Origin of the sequence: Terrabacter terrae, from assembly GCF_039529575.1 — a bacterium.
Taxonomy (GTDB): domain Bacteria; phylum Actinomycetota; class Actinomycetes; order Actinomycetales; family Dermatophilaceae; genus Terrabacter; species Terrabacter terrae.
In genome coordinates, this window is sequence record NZ_BAAANB010000213.1 from 1 (window position 1) to 602 (window position 602).

The window sequence follows — 602 nt, forward strand, 5'->3', positions numbered from 1 at the left end:
CGAGACACCGAGCGCCCCGACCGGGCGAGCAGAGGAGGACCACCGTGGCCAAGCGAGTCGCATTCGTCGTCGCGAGCGAGGGCATCGAGCAGGTCGAGCTGACGGAGCCGTGGAAGGCCGTCACCGATGCAGGGCACGAGGCCGTCCTCGTCAGCCCCGAGAGCGGCGAGGTGCAGATGTTCAACCACCTCGACAAGGGCGACACCAAGAAGGTCGACGTCACCGTCGCCGACGCGAAGGTCGACGACTTCGACGCCCTGGTGCTGCCCGGTGGCGTCGCCAACCCGGACAACCTGCGCACGCAGAAGGATGCCGTGGCGCTCGTCCGCGAGTTCCTGGCCTCGGGACGCCCGGTCGCCGCGATCTGCCACGCGCCGTGGACCCTCGTCGAGGCCGACGTGCTCAAGGGCCGTCGCCTGACGTCGTGGCCGAGCCTGCAGACCGACATCCGCAACGCCGGCGGCGAGTGGGTCGACGAGTCGCTCGTCGTCGACGGCAACCTCATCACCAGCCGCAAGCCCGACGACCTGCCGGACTTCTGCGGCGCGGTCATCGAGGCGCTGGAGCACGGCTCGGCGTCGAAGACTTCGGGCACGCAGGGC

The 602-nt window shown here is 70.3% G+C and carries 1 protein-coding gene; it reads left to right on the plus strand.

Translation table 11 applies throughout. The annotated features are described in order from the left end of the window. Positions 1-44: 44 nt before the first annotated feature. Positions 45-602: type 1 glutamine amidotransferase domain-containing protein (locus tag ABD194_RS21140; RefSeq protein ID WP_343995211.1), on the plus strand; the 558-nt coding region annotated here is incomplete at its 3' end.